General features: G+C 63.6%; 21 protein-coding genes. 7 read left to right on the forward strand and 14 right to left on the reverse strand.

Going from position 1 to position 21,045, the window contains the following annotated elements; translation table 11 throughout:
* Positions 1-99: 99 nt before the first annotated feature.
* The gene (locus RY831_RS11545) at positions 100-807 is read left to right on the forward strand and encodes a hypothetical protein (protein ID WP_326506493.1); all 708 of its coding nucleotides are present in this window, start codon (positions 100-102) and stop codon (positions 805-807) included.
* 226 nt (positions 808-1,033) lie between these two features.
* Here the strand turns inward: RY831_RS11545 and RY831_RS11550 are convergent, their stop codons facing one another.
* Positions 1,034-2,131, reverse strand: a complete 1,098-nt coding sequence (locus RY831_RS11550; protein WP_326506494.1) for a substrate-binding domain-containing protein — start codon at positions 2,129-2,131, stop codon at positions 1,034-1,036.
* 457 nt (positions 2,132-2,588) lie between these two features.
* Between RY831_RS11550 and RY831_RS33220 the strand changes: the two genes are divergently transcribed.
* From RY831_RS33220 to RY831_RS11565, 4 genes are all read left to right on the forward strand, one after another.
* Positions 2,589-2,690 (forward strand): hypothetical protein, encoded by a 102-nt coding sequence (locus tag RY831_RS33220; RefSeq protein WP_367576089.1) that lies wholly within the window; start codon positions 2,589-2,591, stop codon positions 2,688-2,690.
* Complete coding sequence (locus tag RY831_RS11555) at positions 2,684-4,282, forward strand: NADH-ubiquinone oxidoreductase-F iron-sulfur binding region domain-containing protein (RefSeq protein WP_437126261.1); 1,599 nt, start codon at positions 2,684-2,686, stop codon at positions 4,280-4,282. The genes RY831_RS33220 and RY831_RS11555 overlap by 7 nt, the downstream gene beginning before the upstream one ends.
* The gene (gene fdhF, locus RY831_RS11560; RefSeq protein WP_326506496.1) at positions 4,279-7,095 is read left to right on the forward strand and encodes a formate dehydrogenase subunit alpha; all 2,817 of its coding nucleotides are present in this window, start codon (positions 4,279-4,281) and stop codon (positions 7,093-7,095) included. The genes RY831_RS11555 and fdhF overlap by 4 nt, the downstream gene beginning before the upstream one ends.
* Positions 7,096-7,249: 154 nt before the next feature.
* Positions 7,250-7,576 carry a hypothetical protein gene (locus RY831_RS11565; protein ID WP_326506497.1) on the forward strand — a complete coding sequence of 109 codons (327 nt, stop codon included), beginning with the start codon at positions 7,250-7,252 and terminating at the stop codon, positions 7,574-7,576.
* Between the two features lie 386 nt (positions 7,577-7,962).
* Here RY831_RS11565 and RY831_RS11570 read toward each other — a convergent pair whose 3' ends face one another.
* The 8 genes from RY831_RS11570 to RY831_RS11605 form a co-directional block, all read right to left on the reverse strand.
* Positions 7,963-8,391, reverse strand: a complete 429-nt coding sequence (locus RY831_RS11570; RefSeq protein ID WP_326506498.1) for a hypothetical protein — start codon at positions 8,389-8,391, stop codon at positions 7,963-7,965.
* Between the two features lie 122 nt (positions 8,392-8,513).
* Positions 8,514-8,978: an AAC(3)-I family aminoglycoside N-acetyltransferase gene (locus RY831_RS11575; RefSeq protein WP_326506499.1), complete on the reverse strand. Its 465-nt coding sequence runs from the start codon at positions 8,976-8,978 to the stop codon at positions 8,514-8,516.
* 45 nt (positions 8,979-9,023) lie between these two features.
* Positions 9,024-9,269, reverse strand: a complete 246-nt coding sequence (locus RY831_RS11580) for a hypothetical protein (protein ID WP_326506500.1) — start codon at positions 9,267-9,269, stop codon at positions 9,024-9,026.
* Between the two features lie 19 nt (positions 9,270-9,288).
* Positions 9,289-9,876, reverse strand: coding sequence for a DUF3299 domain-containing protein (locus RY831_RS11585; RefSeq protein ID WP_326506501.1), 588 nt, complete (start codon positions 9,874-9,876; stop codon positions 9,289-9,291).
* 66 nt (positions 9,877-9,942) lie between these two features.
* Positions 9,943-11,214 (reverse strand): ABC transporter permease, encoded by a 1,272-nt coding sequence (locus RY831_RS11590; RefSeq protein ID WP_326506502.1) that lies wholly within the window; start codon positions 11,212-11,214, stop codon positions 9,943-9,945.
* A complete protein-coding gene (locus tag RY831_RS11595) occupies positions 11,211-11,930 on the reverse strand; it encodes an ATP-binding cassette domain-containing protein (RefSeq protein WP_326506503.1) in 720 nt (239 codons plus the stop codon). Before RY831_RS11595 ends, RY831_RS11590 begins: the two co-directional genes overlap by 4 nt.
* A gap of 8 nt (positions 11,931-11,938) precedes the next feature.
* A complete protein-coding gene (locus tag RY831_RS11600; protein ID WP_326506504.1) occupies positions 11,939-12,445 on the reverse strand; it encodes a DUF2796 domain-containing protein in 507 nt (168 codons plus the stop codon).
* 187 nt (positions 12,446-12,632) lie between these two features.
* Positions 12,633-12,965, reverse strand: coding sequence for a hypothetical protein (locus tag RY831_RS11605; RefSeq protein WP_326506505.1), 333 nt, complete (start codon positions 12,963-12,965; stop codon positions 12,633-12,635).
* 187 nt (positions 12,966-13,152) lie between these two features.
* Here RY831_RS11605 and RY831_RS11610 point away from each other — a divergent pair, with 187 nt between their 5' ends.
* Positions 13,153-13,545: a VOC family protein gene (locus RY831_RS11610; RefSeq protein ID WP_326506506.1), complete on the forward strand. Its 393-nt coding sequence runs from the start codon at positions 13,153-13,155 to the stop codon at positions 13,543-13,545.
* Between the two features lie 183 nt (positions 13,546-13,728).
* Here RY831_RS11610 and RY831_RS11615 read toward each other — a convergent pair whose 3' ends face one another.
* Entirely contained in the window at positions 13,729-14,073 is a 345-nt protein-coding gene (locus RY831_RS11615; RefSeq protein WP_326506507.1) for a hypothetical protein, read from the reverse strand.
* 193 nt (positions 14,074-14,266) lie between these two features.
* Positions 14,267-14,611 (reverse strand): BON domain-containing protein, encoded by a 345-nt coding sequence (locus RY831_RS11620; protein WP_326506508.1) that lies wholly within the window; start codon positions 14,609-14,611, stop codon positions 14,267-14,269.
* Positions 14,612-14,823: 212 nt separating this feature from the next.
* Between RY831_RS11620 and RY831_RS11625 the strand changes: the two genes are divergently transcribed.
* Positions 14,824-15,312, forward strand: a complete 489-nt coding sequence (locus RY831_RS11625) for a L,D-transpeptidase family protein (RefSeq protein WP_326506509.1) — start codon at positions 14,824-14,826, stop codon at positions 15,310-15,312.
* 90 nt (positions 15,313-15,402) lie between these two features.
* On the opposite strand, the gene RY831_RS11630 is transcribed toward RY831_RS11625, so the two are convergent.
* Genes RY831_RS11630 through bcsZ form a run of 3 tightly spaced genes read right to left on the reverse strand, consistent with a single transcriptional unit; the run spans position 15,403 to position 21,043 of the window.
* Entirely contained in the window at positions 15,403-15,783 is a 381-nt protein-coding gene (locus tag RY831_RS11630; protein ID WP_326506510.1) for a tetratricopeptide repeat protein, read from the reverse strand.
* A 2-nt stretch (positions 15,784-15,785) separates the two neighbouring features.
* A complete protein-coding gene (locus RY831_RS11635; protein WP_326506511.1) occupies positions 15,786-19,919 on the reverse strand; it encodes a cellulose synthase subunit BcsC-related outer membrane protein in 4,134 nt (1,377 codons plus the stop codon).
* The gene (gene bcsZ / locus RY831_RS11640; protein WP_326506512.1) at positions 19,904-21,043 is read right to left on the reverse strand and encodes a cellulose synthase complex periplasmic endoglucanase BcsZ; all 1,140 of its coding nucleotides are present in this window, start codon (positions 21,041-21,043) and stop codon (positions 19,904-19,906) included. The genes RY831_RS11635 and bcsZ overlap by 16 nt, the downstream gene beginning before the upstream one ends.
* Between the last annotated feature and the right edge of the window lie 2 nt (positions 21,044-21,045).

The following is a 21,045-nucleotide window of genomic DNA, read 5'->3' on the forward strand; positions in this document are numbered from 1 at the left end:
CCACTCACACCAGAAGAGCCGATGGCTCGACCGTCATATCCCCTATCTATTCAGTCGTGGCTGGGGTTGATTTCGATTTGCCATTACAAGGAGAGCAATATGCCTGATCCAGTCGGCCGCAAGACTCATAACTTCGACCCGGACTCATTTAATGTGCCGAAATTTAGAGAGGATGAAGGAGGTAACCTTAACCCGACGGATTATCAGGCTGCAATGGCGTTAAGGAATTTCATGAAGAGGAACAATGAGCCGTTCATCACCAGCGAGCACCTCTCGGAGGCAAATAGCAAGGGGACGGTGACCTTCGGCGACCGGGTCATTCAGGTGAACGCTCAAGATGGCGCAATGTTTGCAAAGTTGCAGGGTGGATTGTTTAACAGGCTGGATGCCGGCACGAGCGCCACTCATGATGGTGTTGTCGGCGTAAAAGATATCAATGATGCTATTAGGAATTCATTGAGTCTACATGGTAATAAAGAAGGGCATTGGACGCCTCCCGCAGAGTCTGTATCGACAACGAAGCAGCAGGCCAAGGAGCGTCTGGTGGCACTTTTGGAAGACAATAAAGGATCCTCTAATAGCAATGATAAACAGTTTAAAATTGATGAGGTTCATTATGCAATTAATCATCATAAGGTTTTTGATAAGACGAAAGAAAATGTGATTATTTTTGCGGACGGGGAGGTTTTTTTGGATGATCGGGCTTCGGTGGAAGCGTTTTCACTATTACTTAAAGATTTCGACATGGTTGATGCCGATAAAAATAAGGCTGCTTCTATAGAAGAAATCCGGAACTGGCAAATCTAGGGCATTTAACAAAGGAACGAAATACTCTCTTTTGCAACGGTTGAACGTATCGAAGGTAAGCGGCATATTGATAGTTGTTCCAAAACCAATCCCAAGTCATTCCATGACATGAGGTCGCGTCCTTTTCCGTCTGGCCGCGTTGCACTCGTCATCCATAGCCCCGCTATGAATTCCTCCCGCGCCTCGCCACAAGCCTTGCCTCCCGTCGTTATTTCCGTCATTCCCGTCATTCCGGTTTCCCCCGGCCTGCCGAAAACGCTTCCTCCACGCCGATCACCCTGCCCGTCGCCGAGGCATCGTATCCCTTCAATTCTGATACTGCCGCCAGGAAAGCTTCCGAACGCAATAGACCGATGGCCGTCGTTACCGTTGGCAGATCGAGCGCCTTCTTCTTGACCGCGAAGAAGTAGCGTTCCTCTGCCAGCGCAATGAACCGCAGCCCGAAGCGCGCTGCCGCCGTCTCCACCCCGAAGCCGACGTCGGCCATGCCGCCGGCGATATAGGCAGCCACCGCCGCATGGGTGAACTCGGCTGTCTCGAAGCCATTGATGCCTTGCGCGGACAATCCCTGTTTCTTCAACATCAGTTCCAGTAGCATGCGCGTGCCGGAACCGGCCTGGCGGTTGACGAAGCGCACGTCGCTGCGCACCAAATCCGGCAGGCCCGCGATGCCTTTCGGATTGCCCTGGGCGACGAACAGGCCCTGGCGCCGCGTTGCCAGTTCAATCAGCATGTGTTCGGGAGACAGCCATGCCATGTACTGGCCAAGCGCCTCCCGCTCGAACTCGCCAACCGGCACATGGAAGCCGGCGAGCTCGCATTCATCATTGGCCAGCGCGGCGAGCGCCTCGGTGCTGTTGCGGTAACGCACTTCCACCGGAAGCTCACGCGAGCGCATCAGGGCCAGCAGGCTTTCCACCGCAAAACCGTGGCTGGCGAACAGGCGCAGCGCGGCCGGAGGCGCGGGCAGAGCCTTGCGGATTTCCGTTTCAATCTCGGATGCCAGCGATTCCAGCGTTGGCGCCAGGCGCGCATGGATGCGTCGGTCGGCCTGCAGCAACGCGCTGGCGAGATCGCTCAGGCGCGTGCCATGCCCGGGGCGCTTGACGATCAGCGTCGCGCCGAATACCTCCTCGGCCTCGCGCAGCAAGCCCCAGACATGACGGTAGGAAAGTTGCATGGCCCGGCCGGCGGAAGCGATCGAGCCGAGGGAGTCGATATGCGTGAGAAGCCGGATCAGCAACGAGGTATCGATCACCTGGGCGGGGGTGCCGGGCTGCGATTTTCCGGCATGCCAGCAAGGGGAGAGGGTGATTTTCAGCATTATGCAAAATGATACATATTTCTGGGGCGGAGGTGGTCTGTTAAAGTCGCGGAGGAGACGTATTGGACAAGGCTTTGCAATGGAAGGCTGATGCGGTTGGCTCCCTTCTCCCGCAGGCGGGGCGGAGGCAGGGTTTCGCAAACCATGGTTTGCGCTGCCATAGCCGAAGTGGCTTACAAGCCACTTCGTGCAGAAGGGCAGGGGATGAGGGTAGTAGCAATACCTCATGTGGTTTCATTACCGCCCTCACCCCCGACCCCTCTCCCGCATGCGGGAGAAGGGGGTGATTAACGGCATCCGAAACCGCCGGGATTCTTGTCTGTGCAGAACGAGAGAATAGTGTAAAAGCCAGCTTATGATATGTAAGGAATTGCATATTTGCGGCTAAAACCATCGGATCGAACCCATACCATGGACCAGCGAGTCATTCCCATCCAGCCTTCGGCGCCCAGCCGGCATCGCCGCCGCCAGGCGCCGAAAGGACGCCAGGTCGATGCGGCTGCGTTGCTCGACGTGCGGCAGTTGCTCGGCGACCTGCCCCGCCGGCGCGATCTGCTGATCGAGCATCTGCATCTGCTGCAGGATCGCTACCGGCAATTGTCCACCGCGCATCTCGCCGCGCTGGCGCAGGAAATGCGGATGAGCCAGGCCGAGGTGTATGAAGTGGCGAGCTTCTATCATCACTTCGACGTGGTGCGGCATGATGCGCACAATGGAGATGGCGCCGCGCCGCAGGCGCCTGCATTGACGGTGCGTGTCTGCGAAAGCCTGTCCTGCGAGATGGCCGGCGCTGGCGATCTGCTGGAGCGGCTTCCCGGCTTGCTGGGCGCGGAGGTGCGGGTGGTCGCGGCGCCTTGCGTCGGCCGCTGCGAACAGGCGCCGGTGGCCGTGGTCGGGCAGCATCCGGTGGCGAGAGCCGGCGCCGGGGACGTCGTGGCGGCGGTCAATGCCGGACGGACGCAGGATACGCCCGGCGCATATACCGGCCTTGCGGCCTATCTCAGGCAGGGCGGTTACAGGGTGCTGAAGGAATGCGTTTCCGGCGCACGCAGCGTCGAGGCGGTGATCCAGGCGATGGAGGATTCCGGCCTGCGCGGCCTGGGCGGCGCGGGATTTCCGGCCGGCCGCAAATGGCGCATCGTGCGCGACGAGCCAGGTCCGCGCCTGATGGCCGTCAACATCGATGAAGGCGAGCCCGGCACGTTCAAGGATCGCACCTATCTCGAACGCGATCCGCATCGCTTTCTCGAAGGCATGCTGATCGCCGCCTGGGCAGCGGGCATCGAAGCCATCTACATCTACCTGCGCGACGAATACCACGGCTGTCGCGAGCTGCTCGCCGCCGAGCTGGACAGGCTCATGGCCGATCCGCCGATGAGCGGCATGCCCGCAATCCATCTGCGGCGCGGCGCCGGCGCATACATCTGCGGCGAAGAATCGGCGATGATCGAATCCATTGAAGGCAAGCGCGGCATGCCGCGGCTGCGTCCTCCTTACGTGGCGCAGGTCGGCCTGTTCGGACGGCCGACGCTGGAGCACAACTTCGAAACCCTGTACTGGGTGCCGGAGATCCTGCGAAAGGGCGGCGACTGGTTCGCTTCGCATGGCCGCCACGGCCGCAAGGGCTTGCGCTCGTTCTCGGTCTCCGGCCGCGTCAATAAGCCGGGCGTGCATCTCGCGCCCGCCGGCATCACCATCCAGGAATTGATCGACGAGTATTGCGACGGCATGCTGCCCGGGCACCGGTTCTATGCCTACCTGCCCGGCGGCGCCTCCGGCGGCATCCTGCCGGCCGCGATGAACGACATCCCGCTCGATTTCGATACGCTGCAGCCGTATGGCTGCTTCATCGGTTCGGCGGCGGTGATCGTTCTGTCCGACCACGACAGCGCCAGCGCGGCGGCGCGCAACATGATGAAGTTCTTCAAGGACGAATCCTGCGGCCAGTGCACGCCTTGCCGCGTCGGCACCGCCAAGGCGCTCGACCTGATCCAAGCGCCGCAATGGGATATCGAATTGCTGGCCGATCTCTCGGCGGTCATGCGCGACGCCTCGATCTGCGGCCTGGGGCAGGCCGCGCCGAATCCCGTCGACTGCGTGATCAAGTATTTCCCGCATGAGTTCAACGAGCCTGGAGCCGCCACATCATGAATGCCATTCTCCGTCATGAACAGCTGCTGCAGGATACGCCAACGGTCAGTTTCGAGCTGAATGGCCGCACCGTTTCCGGCGGCGCGAACGAAACCATCCTGCAGATCGCGAGGCGGGAAGGCATAGCGATTCCCCACCTGTGCTACATGGACGGCCTTGACACCGCAGGCAATTGCCGCGCCTGCGTGGTGGAAATCGGCGGCGAGCGCGTGCTGGCGCCGTCCTGCTGTCGCCATCCGAGCAACGGCATGAAAGTAACGACCGACAGCGCGCGCGCGGTGAGGGCGCAGAAGCTGGTGATCGAGTTGCTGCAGTCCGACATGCCCGAAGCCGAATACACCAGGCACAATGAAGTCGACCGGTGGGCGGAACAACTGGCCCTCGGCAAGCCGCGCTTCGCCCCGCGTGCGAGGGCTGCTGCCGATCTCAGCCATCCTGCAATCGCCGTCAACCTGGATGCCTGCATACAGTGCACGCGCTGCCTGCGCGCCTGCCGCGACGAACAGGTCAATGACGTCATCGGACTGGCCTATCGCGGCAGCGGCGAAAAGATCGTGTTCGACATGGACGACGCCATGGGCGCGTCGACCTGCGTGGCCTGCGGCGAATGCGTGCAGGCCTGCCCGACCGGCGCGCTGATGCCGGCGCGCGATGCGGCGCTCGCGGTGCCGGACAAGATGGTGGATTCGGTCTGCCCCTACTGCGGCGTCGGCTGCCAGCTGACCTACAACGTCAAGGACAACAAGATACTTTACGTCGAAGGCCGAGACGGCCCGGCCAACCACAAGCGCCTGTGCGTGAAGGGCCGCTACGGCTTCGACTATGCGCACCATCCGCAGCGGCTGACCAGGCCGCTGATCCGACGTGCCGATGCGCCCAAGCGCGTTGACATGGCCATGGACCCGGAGCGGGTGATGGAAGTGTTCCGCGAAGCGACATGGGAAGAAGCGCTCGACCTCGTCGGCCGGCAGCTGACCCGCATCCGCGATACGCATGGCGGGAAATCGCTGGCCGGCTTCGGCTCGGCCAAGGGCAGCAATGAAGAAGCCTATCTGTTCCAGAAGCTGGTGCGCACCGGCTTCGGCAGCAACAATGTCGACCACTGCACCCGGCTTTGCCACGCATCGTCGGTGGCGGCGCTGCTCGAAGGCATAGGCTCGGGCGCGGTATCCAATCCGGTGATGGATGTGACGAAGGCGGAAGTGGTGATCGTGATCGGCGCCAATCCCACGGTCAACCATCCCGTCGCCGCCACATGGATCAAGAATGCGGTGAAGAACGGCACGAAGCTGATCGTCGCCGATCCGCGCCGCTCGGACCTGGCGCGCCTGTCGCACCGCACCCTGCAGTTCAAGCCCGATACCGACGTCGCGCTGCTCAATGCGATGATGCACGTGATCGTGCATGAAGGCCTGGTGGATGAGGGCTTCATTGCATCGCGCACCATCGGCTACGAGGAGCTGAGGCAGAATGTCGATGGTTATAGCCCGGAAAGCATGGCGCCGGTCTGCGGTATCGACGCCGAAACCATCCGCGAGGTGGCGCGCCTGTATGCGAGCTCAAAGGGCTCGATGATCCTGTGGGGCATGGGCGTGTCGCAGCATGTGCACGGCACCGACAATGTGCGCTGCCTGATCGCGCTCGCGCTGATGACCGGCCAGATCGGCCGGCCCGGCACCGGCCTGCATCCGCTGCGCGGCCAGAACAATGTGCAGGGCGCATCCGACGCCGGGCTGATCCCGATGATGTTTCCGGATTACCAGCGCGTCGACAATCCCGCCGCGCGTCAAAAGTTCGAAGCCTTGTGGGGCGTGCCGCTCGATCCGCAACCCGGCCTCACCGTGGTGGAAGTGATGAACGCCATCACCGAGGGCAAGGTGCGCGGCATGTACGTGATGGGCGAAAACCCGGCGATGTCCGATCCGGATGCCAGTCATGCGCGCGAAGCGATGGCCGCGCTCGACTTTCTTGTCGTGCAGGATATCTTCCTCACCGAAACCGCCTACCTCGCCGATGTGGTGCTTCCGGCTTCCGCTTTCCCAGAGAAGACAGGCACCTTCACCAACACCGACCGCCTCGTGCAGCTGGGCCGGCAAGCGATCGATCCGCCCGGCGATGCGCGCCAGGACCTGTGGATCATCCAGCAGATCGCTATGCGCATCGGCCTTGCATGGAACACCGCCGACGTCTCCGAGGTGTTCGATGAAATGCGGCGCAGCATGCCTACTATCGGCGGCATCACCTGGGAAAGATTGCAGCGCGAGCATGCGGTCACCTATCCTTGCACGCAGGAAGGCGACGCGGGCCAGGCGGTGGTTTTTACCGAACAGTTTCCCACCGCGAGCGGCAAGGCCCGCTTCGTCCCGGCGGATATCATTCCCGCCGCGGAAAAGCCGGACGCCGAATATCCGAACGTGCTGATCACCGGCCGCCAGCTCGAACACTGGCATACCGGCAGCATGACAAGGCGCGCCACGGTGCTCGACGCGATCGAGCCTGATCCTGTCGCGCTGATCCATCCGCTCGACCTGGCGCAGATCGGCGTGCGTGCGGGCGAACTGATCACGCTGCAATCGCGGCGCGGGAAGGTGTCGCTGTATGCGCGCGCAGACGAAGGCACGCCGCCCGGCGCGGTGTTCGTGCCGTTCTGTTACTACGAGGCAGCCATCAACAAGCTGACCAATCCGGCGCTCGATCCCTTCGGCAAGATCCCGGAATTCAAGTATTGCGCGATACGCATTTTGCCCGGCGGCGACGCGCCGGAGCAGGGCAGTTACGGAGGCGGGCAGATCATGGGCGCGCACGCGGCGTGAGCGATGTTGCAATGGGAAGGGTTGGAAGGAAGGGAATAAGGGAACCACAGGAACTCGGACGGACGCGAGTAGACAAACAAGCCCGTGGCTGCAATGGCATTGCCCGTGCCGTTGCAGACGCGAATGATGAGTCCAGTCCAACCAGGAGAGTCCCATGCAAACCAAGCTTGCAAAAGAGCAGTTGCCGAAGATTGACCAGCATGTCCGCAACGCGGCCCAGCTTTGCCAGACCACCGACAACGTTCCCGACGCGCTTCGGGACTGCATCGGCGAACTTGAGCGGGAGACCGGCGAGGCCGCTGCCATGGTCACCGGCGAAGAGAATGATCAGCGCATCCTCGATTGCGTGGATCATCTCGAAGAACTCGGCGACCGGGCGATGCAGGCCTGCAAGCAAGCCAGCAATCTCGATGACCAGGTTCAGAAGGCGGTTCAGACTGCGCATGGCGCGATCTCGGATCTCAAGCACCGGCTGCATTGAATCTGCACCAGTTTGATTCCGAAGCGGCCGAGGCAATTTCCTTCTTTATCCCTTTCCATTTTTTACAAAGGTGATTGCATGCCGGAAGCGGCATGCGCACCGGCGGAAGTGGCATGCCGCGCCCGCACGGCTGGCCCGCAATCCGGATGCGCCGTTCGCCAGTCCCGAAGCGATCGCGGCTGCGGAGTGCGTGCAGTGCGGTCACGCGTTCGGCGACCGGCTGCAGCAGGAATGGGGCCTGCACCTGGTCGATATCGAACTCGCCCAGGGCAGCCTGGTCGCGGTCGTGCGCCAGCAGGCCCAGGCATGGGCCGCGGCAGATAAGCTGTCAGGTCACATGGCCAGCGTAAGTCAGCGCTGCGCCATGATGCCCGCCAGCCTATGGCCTATAGCGCCAGACCGGTCAGCATTCCCACCTTCGGTTTCTGCACGCGCGGCAGCGCATCAAGCTGCGCTCGGGCGCCGGCGGGAACCCGGTTGGGAATGCTGACATGCTCCCTGATGTCGAACTCTTTCGCCACGCAGCAGTACTCCGGCGAGAGTACCGCGTAGCGCCCGCCGCGCCAGAAAAACGTCGGCGTGCCTTCTTCGAGCTGGAACCAGTTGAGATCGGCGGCTTCCTTGCCGCAGGCCGGCAGCCTGCGCAGCAAGCGCAGCGCTTCTTTCGAGACGCCGAGATGACGGGCCGTGTCGCATATCAACTGGCCCGGGAAACGCGGGTTGTCCTGCGAGCTGAGGACTTCGCCGGGAATCGAGCGATTCGCCAGCAACGTGATGATGAGCCTGCCGCGGTAAGCAGTGATTTCCGCATGCATACATTCTCCTTGCATTGGCTGACACATTCATCAGGCATGCAAGAAGAATGCCATGATGGCATATGATCTTCGTCAATAGCAGGGAGTAGCAGAGAGCCGGTGGGGACACGCCCAGCGGGCCTTTATTTGATCGGGATGTCGAAGTGCAGGACGTCTTCGCGCACGCCCAGCTTGGTGTACAAGGCAATCGCAGGATCGTCGCCGTAGTCGGCCTGCACGAAAACGACGTAGCTTCCCAGCGCCGCCGATATCGCCTTGAGTTCTTCGATCAGTGCGGTGGCAATGCCTTGCCGCCGGTACGCGGCGGACACCGCGAGATCATAGATGTAGACCTCGCTGCGTTCCTGCTCGAACTTCGTCAGCACATAGGCAGCCAGTCCGCCGACGACTTCTCCGTCTTTTACCGCCGCCAGCGCAATGAACGTGTCGCTGTCGAGCAGGCGGCTCATGTAATCCTTGCCGGGCCGCTTGCCGCCGTAGGTGTCCGGATCGTCGAAGGCATTCCCGAACATCGTAAGCAGGCCGCTCATCAGGTTTGAATCATCGCCGCGGAGACGACGGATAACGAATCGGTCGGGTTGTGACATGGCTTTAATATCCTGAAGTGGCGTGGCCGCAGTGTAGCGCGCGTTTCAATGGCGGTGCTTGCGCATGCCGCACAGCGGTCCAATGATCGGCAGCTGCTTGCAGGTCTTGTTCAATTCCTGATGACAGGCTTCCTCGCTCTTGCCGGAGGCCAGGCATTGCGCCGCCGCCAGGTGGGCGGCGGCGATGGCCTTGTGCTGTTCTATCAGGGTCTTGGCATGTGCCGGGTCATCGGCGGCATGCGCGGCTCCGGCCAGGCCGGCGATCATGATGAGTACTGCGGTGAAGCGCATTTGATTTCTCCTGTCTTGCTTATTGATATGGCGCCAGCATGTCGGCCTTGAGCCGGTATCCGGAATCGCCGAACTCGGTGGTGCTGCGCGCCGTCTCCAGCGTGCCGCTGACCCAGACCGCCGACATCACCTGCACTTCCTTGAGCGGCTTGACCGCCACTGCGTGAATGATCTGGTTGGCGGGCGGCGGCGGCGTGTGGATGCAGGCGCCGAAGTAGGGCACCAGCAGGAATTCCTTCACTTGACCGCGCTTCGCATCGAGCGGCACCAGGAAGCCGGCGATGCGGACGCGCGCGCCATTGAGCGAGGGCTCCACCGGCGCTTCGCTCCAGGCTTTGCGCATCTTCTCCAGCGCTTCCATCGCGCGCGGATCGCTGTCGCTGAGCCTGCTCAGGTCCAGGCCCTTCATCATCTGCGACGGATCCCAGTTCTTCGGGACCAGGCCTTCCCAGGTCAGTTCCTTGTAGGCTTGCATGGCGGCCGGCGCTTTCGGCTGCGGCAGGCGCTCGCCGACCTTGTAGTCGGACTTGTCCTGCTGCGCATGAAGCGAAGGGGTGCTGGCAGCCAGCATGACGCAGCAAAGTAGGGCGGGCAGGGCTTTCATCATGTTTCTCCTGAGAGTGATGGGGGTCGACAATGCGGATTGTGCCCGCACGATCTGTTCATATTGCATTCAAAGCCGCGGCGTGAGTCCGTCCGCCAGCGACAGGCGGTAGGCGCGGTAACCGGGCACCAGGCTGGCCAGCAGGCCGACGCCCACCACCGCGAGCAGCAGCGGCATTTCCTCCGGGGCCAGCAGGCGCAGCGGCAGCGCCAGGCCGAAGCGCGATTCGGCCAGCGGCCCCAGCAACGCGCTTGCGCCGGCCAGCAGCAGCACGCCGACGCAGCAGCCGATAATGGTCAGCAGCAAGCCTTCGATCACCAGCATGACAAGAATATCCCTCGGCTGCGCGCCCACCGAACGCAGGATCGCCAATTCCCGGCGGCGTTCATTGAGACCGGCCAGCACCACGGCCACCAGCCCGCACAGGCCCACCAGCACCACCAGCGCCGAGATCAGCAGCAGGCTGCGCTCCACCACGCCGACCACCTGCCAGAGCTGGTCGAGCGCCACCCCGGGCAGGATTGCCAGCAGCGGCTCGTCGCGGAATTCATTGATGAAGCGCTGCATGCGGAATACTGCCGCGCGTGATTTCAAACCGACCAGCACCGCGGTCACCTGCTTGGGCGTGAGATCGAACTTGCGCACGTGCTCGGCGGGAATGTCTAGCCCCGGCATGCGCGCTCCGCCCTGCCAGTCGAGATGGATCGCCTCCATCGCTTCCAGGCTGATATGCACGGTCCGGTCGACCGGCGTGCCGGTGCGCCGCAACACGCCGGTGACGACGAAGGGCTTGTCGCCGTGTTCGCTCAGAGAAACATCGCGCATGCCGTGCGTGAGCGAGATCTTGTCGCCCGGGCGGTAGCCGAGGCGCTCCGCCACGTCCGCGCCAAGCACTGCGTCGAAGAGTTGCGCGAACGGCTTGCCCGACGCGAATTCCAGCGTCCTCGCATCGCCGTAGCGGAAGTGCTCGAAATATGGCGTCGTGGTGCCGAGCACCGGATAGCCGCGATGCGAATCGCCGAGCGACAGTGGAATGGTCCAGGCAACCAGCGGATGGCTGGCGAGCCGCTGCGCGCTGTCCCAGCCGATGTTGTTGGTGGCCTCGCCCATGCGGAAGATGGAGTAGAGCATGAGCTGCACCGGACTGGTCCGCGCGCCGACAATCAGATCGGTGCCCGACACCGACTGTGCAAAGCTGTCCCGGGCGTCGCGGCGCACGCGATCGACACCGAGCAGCATGCTCACGCTCAGCGCCACCGTCAGCATCACCAGGCCGAGGGTGAGGCGGCGGTTCCAGGCGCTGTGCAGGGCGAGCGATACGAGATAGGCAAGATGCTTCATGCGGCATCCTCTGCGCGTTGCGTGCTTGCCCGGTTGACCTCGGCCAGCGCCAGTTCGCGGCTGAAGTGCGCTGCGAGCCGGCGGTCATGGCTGACGAAGAGAATGGTGGCGCCTCCCGCCGCCGCTTCCTGCAGCAGCAGCTGCAGGAAATCCGCCTGCCGCTCCGCATCGAGCGCCGAGGTCGGTTCGTCGGCGATCAGTATTTCCGGTTGCCCGATCAGAGCCCGCGCGGCCGCCACCCGCTGCTGCTGGCCGACGCTGAGCTGCGTTACCGGCTTGTCCAGCACCGACGCGCCGAGTCCGAGTGCGTCCAGCAGGCGGCGTGCCTCGTCCTTCACGCCGCGCTCCCGGGCGGCGCGCGCATGGCGCCGCTGCGAGAAGCGGCAGGGCAGCAGCACATTGTCCAGCACCGGCAGATGCGCAATCAGGTTGAACTGCTGGAAGATGAAGCCGACATGGTCGACGCGGAAGCGATCGCGCGCGCGGCCGGAGAGTGCCGCGAGATCCGTATCGAGCAGGCGCACGCTGCCGCTCTTCGGCAGCAGCACGCCGCCGAGCAGGCCGAGCAGGGTGCTCTTGCCGCTGCCGCTGGGGCCGTGCAGAAAGACGCGCTCGCCCGGCAGCAGGTGCAGGCTGTCGACATCGAGGCACGGCGCGGTCGCGCCGCGCCACTGGAAACGCAGCCGCTCGACTGCGACCACGGGCTGATCGGACATGCGCGCTCCTACCAGGCGAGTCGGCGTTTCTGGCGGGTCAGCTCGGTGCCCGACTGCTTGCCGCCGGCGACCAGCTGCACTTTCAGCCGCTGCAGCCTAGGGAAGCTGTCGAACAGCTTGACCTCAAGGCCTTTCAGCGCAGCCGGCGTCTTGCATTCGAACACGACAGTGGCATGCATGTCTGCATGACCGTCCTTGCTGTCGCCTCCCGGCAGTTCCACCTCCGCCGGCGAAGCCGTGCATTGCGCCGCCGCGCTCGGGACGAACAAGGCTTCCGGCTTGCGGAAGCTGTCCTTCATCGCCTGCACTGCCTTGCGCTCCTTGTCGTTGCGGGGTTCGTGTTCGAAGCCGACCAGACTTTCCAGGGGGGAACTCAATTCCAGTTCCAGGCGATTGTCTTCGGCGGCGACGGTCAGCCGGGCTACGCCATGCTGATGCGCTCCCGCCGCCGATGCGCCACCCGAGCACGCCAGCATGGCGAGAAGCACCGCGATTGAAGCCGTGACCTTATGCATGCGGCCTCCCTGCCACGGGACATGGCACTGGTTTTGAACGGCAATGATTGCGGGCATTAACGCAGCCCCTGGCGTTGAAACGTGGTGAATATGCATATAAATTCCTCATCATGAAATGCGGTTGCGGTTGCGGTGGCAGGCAGCGGCTCCGTGCCATAGGTGCGGCCGGTGGCGAAGTACGTGCAGTTCAGAAGAGAGGAGGGCCGCGCGGCGAAAAATGCCGGAACGGATGGGCATGCGGAGGCGATGTCTGCCGCGACCGCGCTGTGGACATGACGGCGCGCGGGCAGACCGGACGGAAGAAGGCGGAGTGCAGCGTGGCGCCGAGCGCGGCGGCATCGAACAGCGTGCAGGAATGCGCAAGGTCCGGTGCCTCATCGTCATCCGATGCGCTGGCATGATCGGCGCTGGATGAGGAAATCCAGGCATGCTCGATGCGATGCTGCATACCCGTCCACTGCATGCCCAGCAGCATCAGCAGCAGTGTCAGCAGTGCTGCGGCGGCGCGTGCGGAATGCATGCTTGTTATGGACGGACGGAAATAGGTTTGCGGCACAATGACGACTTTGAAGTGCAACCAAGTTGCAGGATCATAGCATACAGCGCTGGCGGCCTTTTGGAGACTGCAATATGATTTGCACCGGGCAAAACAAGTAGCCCCAACGTACAAACCCGGCAGTACCGGAGATAAAGAGAGAGAGAAAAACATGCTTAACCACGTAATGATCGGTTCCAACGATATCGAACGCTCGAAGCGTTTCTACGACGCCGTGCTTGGAACGCTTGGAGCGGGAGAACCGCTGCGCCACAAGGCGAATTCCGGCCACACCCGGCTTTTCTACCGGCATGACGGAAGCACCTTTTGCATCACCGAACCGATCAATGGCGAAGAGGCGAACCCCGCGAACGGGGGCACCATCGGCTTCAAGTGCAGTTCGCCCGAGCAGGTTCTCAAGTTTCATGACACTGCCATCGCGAACGGAGGCAAGTCCATCGAGGAACCGCCCGGCCTGCGCGAAGGTAACATGGGTGCGATGTACCTGGCCTATGTACGCGATCCGGACGGCCATAAACTCTGTGCCATCTATCGAGGCAAGTAGAAGCCGAAAGCGGCAACTCCATCGGCGGCAGGCGCAGTTCTCTGCTTGTCCCGTTTCAGGAGATTGCAGCCCAATATCTCTTTCAGCCCATGGAAACGTTGCCGGTGTCGAACTCCCCACCGTTCACACACAAGACCATGGGTGCAAAGACTCGCCGGTTTCGCCCGTGGGAGGCGTGGGATTTCATGCGGGAGCCGGCTTCAGCTGGCGCTGGCGTGCGGACGAATCCGTCCATTTGCCGGTGCGCAAGGGGATGATGATGGCATTGTGCCGGCTTGCGAGTTCCTGCGCTTCCTGAGTGAATACGGTGCCGACAATGAGCACGCCATCCGGCGCCGGCTCTCCCATCCTGCGCAAGGCCCGCTCGAGCGGCGCCGACATCACGACGTCGCGTTCGCCATGGTCGCAAAGGATCAGCGTGTAGACGGCGTCGGGGCGTGTCGCCTTTGCCGCCGCGTCGCGGTAAGCCGGCGGAACCGCGTCCTGTATCCGGCTGCCTTGAACTCTTGCTCGAATGTTCGCTTTCATCCGCTGTCTCCGTGCCCGGGTTGGACCTTCGACAGTCTGTCCGATTCCAAGTTGCATTCGAAAGGCTGCCTGCGGATGACGCTTGGCAGCCCCCTCGCAGCCTCCCCGTAGGCAGGCGCGTTTGTCCGGCCCGGCTGGAGAAACGCGCGCAAGAACGGTGGTTAATGCGCGCGTGGCGAATGCCGTTGATGCTTTACTTGCAAGTCATGCAGACGATGACCCGATTGTCCACTGCCGTGACGCCGGGCACCTTCTTGGCGATGGCTGCCGCTTTCTGGAATGCCGCAACCGACTTCACTTCCCCTTTCAGCAGAACCTTGCCCTGCTCCGTCTCGGGCTTGATGCCGGCGGTTTCAGGATCGGCGGCGAGCGCGGCTGTGACATTCTGCGTGATCGCAGCATCACCGCCCGGCGCGACGGCAGCTTTCTGTCCGCCTGCCGTCGACGAGGCGGATGTGCCCCCTGTGCCTCCTGTGCCGGCGCAGCCGACGAACAGGGCGGCCGACATCAGCAGACCAAGTATATTTACTGTTTTCATAGAGTTCTCCTTGCTTTGTCAGTGGTTTATTCTGGACGATAATTTACCTTGGAATCCATGTTTTTGCTCAACACGGTTAAGACTATGGCTTTTGCCGGCCTTGCCGGTTTCCATTTGAGAGCGGCGCCCGCGCTTCAATGCTTGAAAATGGATTCGCATTCTCCGGTGGCATACCGCAGAGAAAAGGCGCTCAAGAAGCCGCATTGAATCAGATGACGAACAAAAAAATCATTGTAAGTATCGCGAACCAGACACTGTTCCTGATGAATGACGAACTGCAAGTCCGGTCATACCCGATATCGACGGGACTAAAGGGTGCTGGCGAACAGATGGGAAGCGGCTGTACGCCGCGCGGCTTGCATCGCATACGAGCAAAGATCGGTGCCGGTTGCATCGAGAACACGGTATTCGTCGGAAGGCGGCCGACCGGCGAGACTTATTCAAACGCGTTGCGGGAGCAATATCCTGACAGGGACTGGATCCTGTCGCGCATCCTTTGGTTGTGCGGGTGCGAACCGGGACGCAACCGGTTCGGCGAGGTAGATACCATGCGCCGCTACATCTACCTGCATGGCTGTCCGGACAGCGAGCCCATGGGAATTCCGAAGTCGCATGGCTGCGTCAGAATGCGTAACGCGGACATCATCGAATTATTCGACATGGTGGAAGCAGGAACGGCCGTGCACATTCTTGATGATTGATATCCATGAGCCCCTATCTGCAATTCAGTAAGGTCATTGCATCGAGTTCAAGAATGTTTCAGGGAACAACAGCAGTCAAGCGGGGGCGGCTTACTGTCCCGGCTTCTTCCAGAGCGGCCCAATAGGCAATTCCGTCAATTGCTCCACGCCGGAAACCTGCGTGGCCGCCGCGGTGCCGACCGCCGCGGTATCGACCGCCGCAGCTTCCACAAAGGGCTTGCCGTCTCGCTGCGCACGCAGCATGCCGAGATTGCGGCGGATGCGCGCGTCATGCGGAGCAAGCAGGTGCGCGCGTTCCAGGAGAATCAGCGCGGAGCGCAGGTCGCCGTCGCGGTATTTCTGCAAGGCGAATTCGTTGAGCACCACCGGGTTGAAATGGTCGTAGCGCATCGCCGGCGCGGTGCCGTCGACCGTGGCCGCGCGAGTTGTGCAGGCAAGAATCAGGCAGAGAGAGAAAAGGATGGAACGCATGATCAGTATTGCGACGTCGGGCTGATGGATTCGGGCAGGAAGGACACCGGCTTGGCGGAGCTTCCGTCGAGCGCATAGCGCAGGTAAAAGGCGAAACGGTTGGGTGAATAATCGGGCGAGCGGTCAAGCTCGATGCGCCCGCCCAGGAACAGGCGCGAGTCGGCCTGGTATTCCCACGACAGCGCCAGCGAGCGGCCAACACCGCGTCCGCGACCGCCGCTGTAGAAGGGCGTGACATCGTTGGCGGCGGCGAGGCTCTCCGCCTGCGCCTGCAGCAGCGGATCGGTCGGGAAATACGGTGCATCCTTGGTATTGGAGCGCGACGTCGAAACCGAACCGCGGATCGCGTACGAAAAGCGTGAATAGCGCTCGCCGAAGGTCACCGGGAAGGATATCGACTTGTACATGCCTGGGCTGTAATAGCCGCCGTGGCCGAGCGTGTATTCGCCAGCGTTTTCCGACATGCGCCAGTACATGCCGGTCATGCCGAACTGCAGCAGGCGGTCGTCTTCATTGATGACGCGCCACTGTCCGCCTGCCATCAGCTGCATCCGGTTGTTGCCCTTGACGTTTTTGCCGGACAGCCGGTGCAGCCCGAGCGAGGACCAGCCGCCAAAGCGCCCGCCCTGGTCGAGGCTCAGGCCGAAGCGCACGCCGGTGGCCAGCACGCCACCCCAGGTCTGCCCGGTATTCGGGTCACGCGTGCCGGCATACGACAGCATGCTGCCGGTGAGCGGACGGCGTGATGCATCCACCGAAAGTCCGAACGGTCCCAGGTCGGTCTTGTGCAGGATGCCGCCGATCAGGTTCTGCACCGGAAAGCCGAGCGGCGTGGTGCCGATATCGTAACGTGTGCCGTTCCGCTCCAGCGCGGCGTTCAATGCCACGCCGCTGGCGCGCTGCGCATGGATGCCGGTATTGCAGTCGGGCAGGCAGAGCAGCGTGGAACCGAAGGTTTCGGCTGAGCCGGTATCGGCCAGGTCGAGGCCGCCGGCATTGAGCCTGACGAGGTCGGCGCGGTAGGTCCAGCGCCCGCCGGGGCCGGTCGCCTGCTTCCATTCGAGCGGCACCTCGGTGGCGTCGTACTGCGAGGTGCCGGCGGAGCCGCTGCGGGTGCGCTTGTCGACCGCGCCGGACAGCCAGGTGGTTCTGCGGTCGAGCAGATCGGCCATGCGGCGGTAGCCGCTCGCAGCGGCGGCCTCGGAGCCGAGCGCTTCGGCGGGAGCCGGCACGATCTCCAGCGCGGGCGGGGTCGAGCCGTCCGGCATCGGCGTCTGCCGCAGGCTGGACAGCACCGGCGCGCCGGCGGCCCCCGTAGCTCCCGCAACCTCACGCTGCGACATCTCGCTGGCATACGAGCGGCGCAGGTAATCGAGCGCATCGTCGATCTGGCCTTCGCGCTGCGCGATTTCCGATGCATAGGAAAGCGAACGCGGGTTGTCCGGCGCCGCGCTCAGCGCCGATTCGACCAGCGTGCGTGCACGTTGCCAATCCTGCAGCTCGATCAGGATCCCGACGAGGTCGGCGACCTGGTCCGGCGTCGCGCCTTCCAGGGCTGCCAGTTGCTGGTCTGTTAGCTGCCGTGCCTCAGCGGTCCGGCGGGTTTCCGCCAGCACTTCGATCAGGCCGATTGCGGCATCGCGGTTGTCCGCGCGCAGCCGCAGCAGTTCGCGGTAATTGCGCTCGGCGGATTCGGGCCGGCCGGCATTGCGCAGGAAGCGTGCTTCGGTCGACAGCAGGCGTTCGCTTGCCGGCTGCTCGGCGCGCAGCGGCGCCAGCAGCTGCAAGGCTTCGGCCAGGCGGTTTTCCCGACGCAGGTTTTCGGCACGGCGCAGGGCCAGCGTGGTGCGGATGTCGGTCATTGCGCCCGCTTGCTCCGGCGTCAGCGGCTTGCCGGCCAGACGCTCCAGCAGTGGAGGCACCGCATCGTCGGCGCCGGCACTGGCGGTCAGGCGCGCATGCCGCAGGCTCCAGTCGATCGAAGGCGCATCCGCCGCCGACAGGCTGCCCAGCGCCGCCTTGGCGCCGACGTTGTCGCCGACGTCGATGCGGGCGTCGGCCAGGTCGAGCAGCAGTTCGCTGTCGTCGCCGACCGCCTGGCTGGCATCGTCGATCAGCGTGCGGGCGGCCACGCCTCGGCCGTTCTTCGCCAGCTCCAGCGAACGCTGGATCACGACCCGCACCCACAGCCTGCGCTGCAGGCTGGTCATATTCTCATTGCGGTTCTGCGTGGCGATCCGCTGCAGCGTGCTCAATGCCACCACGTCCTTTTCCTGGTTGGCCAGGAACAGCGCATACGCATAATGCGCGGCGGCGTCCTGCGGCTGGCGTTCCACCAGTTCAGTGAACAGGGCAATGCCCTTGCCGGCCTCGCCGCGTGCCGCATACATGCGCGCCAGGTCGAAGCGCAACCAGGGGTCGGCGGGATCGTGTTCGGCGGCGCGCTCCAGCATCGCCAGCGCATCGTCGCTCCTGCCTTCGACCAGCAGCGCCTGCGCCTTTTCCTTGAACAGCGTGGCTCGCACCGCCGCGACCGTGGCGGCGAATTCCTTTTTCTGCGTTGCGCTCAGCCTAGCCAGCACCGCCTCGGCATCCTGTTCGCGCCCGGTGCGCAGATATAGCGTCACCAGGCCCTGCAGTGCATTCGCGTTCGCCGGTTCCAGCGCAAGCGCTTCGCGATACGCTTTCTCGGAATCGGCGGCGCGTCCCTGCGCCGCATAGGTGCGGCCGAGGCCGACGATGGCGGCCGGCTCGCGCGCATCGACGGCGCGGGCTTCCTTGTACTTGAATTCCGCCAGTTCGAATTCCTGCGCATCGTCGGCGTCCGATGCTTCGCGCATCAAGCCCCAGTAGCGGGCGACGCGCGCCATGGTCTTCCAGCGGTCGCTGCCGGGATCCTGCTTCATCGCTTCCATGAAATAGGCCTGGGCTTCGGCATGATGGCCCTGCCGCATGCGGATCGTGCCCAGGGCGCCAAGCACGTTTGGATCTTTGGGCCGGCCGCCGATGGACTGGGTCAGCTTGTCTTCCGCGATGTCCAGCTTGCCGCCTTCCAGCATCGCCAGGCCATCGAGGCCGGCGCGGTAGTAGGGGTCGGCCATCAGCCGCCGCCGCTCCTCGATCGCCAGCCGGAGCTTGCCGAGATGTTCCTTGACCGCCAGGTCTTCCACCTTTTCGCGTTCCAGGTATTGTTCGATCAGCGGCACGCTGGAAGGAACCGGTCCGAGCCGCAGCATGGCGCGCCGCCATGCCGCTCGCGCCGCCTTTTCATGCTGCGGCAGTTCGCTCAGCTCGCGTATGGTTTTCAATGCCGAAGGATCGGCCGGCCGGCGCACCGAGATATGCTCGGCCAGCGCCAGCCGGAAGCGATAATTTTCCGGATACTCGCCCACCAGTCTCGTCAATCCGACCAATGCGCGCTCCCAGCCAGCGGCGGTGTCGCCGACGATCAGCCAGTATTCCAGCGCAAGGTCGGCGGTGGGCGGACCCGAGGGATAGAGCTGGCGAAGAATCGTTAGCGCGTCTTCCGGACGGCCGGTCTTGGCCAGCATGCGTGCCTGGCGGATCCGGTCCTTGTCGCCTTCCTCGAGGCGCATCACTGTCTCGAGGCGCAGCAGTTCCGCGTGATTGGGATGGGTGCGCCGCAGCTGCTCGAGATATTGCACGGCCTTGTCCTTCTGGCCGATGCGCAGGTAGACATAGGCCAGGCGCGCCAGGCCGACGGGATGATCGGGCGCGCTGCGCAATAGCTTGTTCAGGGTTTCGATGGCAAGGTCGTCGCGATTGCGCGACTCCCACAGCCGCGCCTGGCTGAGCAGGGCCGAATGCGCCGGATCCTCGATCGGCGCCGAAGTCGATACCCTCACCAGCTGCGCCAGCTGCACTACGGCCGTGTGCGGTGCGAGCGCCGCGTCGATGCGCAGCGCCAGCGGCCTGGGCCGCTCCGGCAGCGGCGTCGGAGTGCGCTGCCGGCGCGGCTGCGTTGCCAATGTAGTGGACAGCTTGAGCGCCAGGCGCGGCTCCGACGGCAGGGAGGGCATAGGGGGCGCAGAGGGCTGGACGTCGGCCGTCAGCGCGCCTTTCGAAAAGACACCCAGGCCGAGGCCGACCGCCAGGGAAATCAGTTTGCGTTGCATGTCCAGCGGGCGGTCAGTGTGCCGTCGCGGCTGAAACGATAGCGGCCATCCATCGCGCCGAGGCCGAACAGCGTCAGCACTTGCTCGTAGTAGTTATCCTTGCCTTCCAGCGGCGCCTTGGCATCGACCCGCAGGCGCTGCTGCCTGACTGCGTCGGGCAGGCGCGAGGCGGCGAGAAATGGCAGCATCGCGGCGGAGAAGCCGGCCGGACCGGCACCCTTTGCGGCACCGTCGCGGGTATTGACTTCAAGCGGCGGCGTGCCGGTCTTGACCACATGCTGGGCGGCGGGCGCCAGCGCCTTGAGCAGCACCGGGCGCACCGGATCGTCCTCGGCCATCGTGCCGGCCCACAGGTAGACGCGGATGGCGTTGTAGCTGCCGACCGCCTTGGTGTCCGCGTCGGGCAGGAAACCCCCGCCGGCCTTCACCATTACCCAGTCCGGCGCGAAGCCGCGCGGCGACGAGCGCACGATGGTATCGACCGAGCTCGTGACCAGCTGCTTCCATTCGGGTTTCGGAGTCAGGGCCGCGAGCCGCCGCATCAGCTGGATCGGCACATAGCTGGGATTGAGGCGATAGACGCCGGGCTGCGGCTGGAAGCCGCGCGGGCCCGGCAGCAGCGTACGTCCGAGGCCGGCGATGTCGACGGTTTCCTCGCGCACGATGCGGTCGGCCAGCAGCTGCGCAAGCGCGGTGTACTTCTGCACCTTCCACAGGCGGCCGGCCTCGGCCAGCGCATAGGCGATCCACAGATCCGAGTCCGATGCCGCATTGTCGTCCATGACGCCCCAGCCGCCGTCGGGCTTCCTGCCCCATTGCCATGCGGGCAGGCGGGCGGTGAGATCGCCGCCGGCGAGATTGTCCTCGGTCCAGCGCAGGATGCGCGCGAACCCGTCGCGGTCGTTGGCCACCAGCGCGAAGAACAGGCCATAGGACTGTCCCTCCGAAGTGGTCTGGCTTTCGGCGGTGGAAGTGTCGACCACCCGCCCGCCTTCATTGACGTAGCGGCTCTTGAATGCAGTCCACTCCGGCCAGTTGTCGCAGGATGCAGCCAAGGCCAGCGGCGCGGCGAGTGAACCCGCGGTCAGCGCGAGCAAGGTGCGGCACAGGCTTTTCAGGGACATTC

Source organism: Noviherbaspirillum album (assembly GCF_035916955.1).
Classification (GTDB): domain Bacteria; phylum Pseudomonadota; class Gammaproteobacteria; order Burkholderiales; family Burkholderiaceae_D; genus Noviherbaspirillum; species Noviherbaspirillum album.